At 46.6% G+C, this 1,284-nt stretch carries 1 protein-coding gene; it reads right to left on the reverse strand.

The window, feature by feature from the left end; genetic code table 11:
* Positions 1 to 85: 85 nt before the first annotated feature.
* On the reverse strand, positions 86 to 1,282 hold the full coding sequence (gene metK / locus A3757_RS12635; protein WP_068739730.1) for a methionine adenosyltransferase: 1,197 nt from the start codon (positions 1,280 to 1,282) through the stop codon (positions 86 to 88).
* Positions 1,283 to 1,284: the final 2 nt, after the last annotated feature.

A 1,284-nucleotide genomic window follows, 5' to 3' on the forward strand; every position in this document is an offset into this window, starting at 1 on the left:
TGGGCCGGATTGCTTTCCGGCCAACGTAATATTGAGTGCAGGCTGAAGTAGGTTCAGTCTGTCGTATTAGTAAAAATTACTGTCTTTAAACCTTTGCAGCTGCTTTCAAGGCATCGATCTTGTCAGTTTTTTCCCAGGTGAAAGCGGTGAAGGTCTTAGTTTTCTCTTCGCCGTTTTCCTTGTAACTATAGGTATGCTCAAAAGGTTCGCGTCCGAAATGTCCATAGGCAGCAGTAATTTGGTACATCGGATAAAGCAATTCTAGTTGATTCTGGATTGCATAAGGTCGAAGATCGAAAACTTCACGGATTATTTTCGCGAGCTCGATATCTGAAACTTTACCAGTTCCAAAAGTATTAACAGAAATAGAAGTTGGTTCAGCAACGCCGATAGCATAAGAAACCTGGATTTCACAACGATCAGCTAAACCCGCAGCAACGACGTTCTTGGCAACATAGCGGCCCATGTAAGCAGCAGAGCGGTCAACTTTTGAAGGGTCTTTTCCAGAGAATGCGCCGCCACCATGTCGTGCCATACCGCCGTAGGTATCAACGATAATCTTACGGCCTGTTAAGCCAGCATCACCGACTGGCCCACCAATTACAAAGTTGCCGGTTGGGTTGATGTGATACAAAGTATTGTCACTTAGCCACTCAGCAGGTAGAACAGGTTTGATAATGTTTTCTAATACTGCTTCACGCAAGTCTTCTAAAGAGATGCTAGGGTCGTGTTGCGTGGACAAAACCACAGCATCCACTTTTGGTGTTTCACCTTCGTAGTTGATGGTCACCTGAGACTTAGCATCTGGACGCAACCAGGGTAGTGTACCGTTCTGGCGAAGCTCAGATTGACGTTGTACCAATAGGTGTGCGTAATAAACGGGAGCGGGCATTAAGCTTGGTGTTTCATTTGTTGCGTAGCCGAACATTAGGCCTTGATCACCAGCACCCTGGTCTTCAGGTTTAGAGCGGTCAACTCCCATGTTGATATCGACTGACTGTTTACCTATGCCATTAAGTACCGCACACGTAGCGCCATCAAAGCCAACATCAGAGCTGTTATAGCCGATGCCAGTAATCACGTCTCGAACAATGTCTTCTAGGTCTACATAGCAGGAAGTAGTCACTTCTCCGGCAACAACGGCCATGCCGGTTTTAACTAGCGTTTCGACGGCAACACGGGCAAGTGGGTCGCGGGCAATGATAGCATCGAGTACTGCATCAGAGATCTGATCTGCAACCTTATCCGGGTGGCCTTCTGATACAGATTCAGAAGTAAATATAC

The organism is Oleiphilus sp. HI0117, from assembly GCF_001635235.1.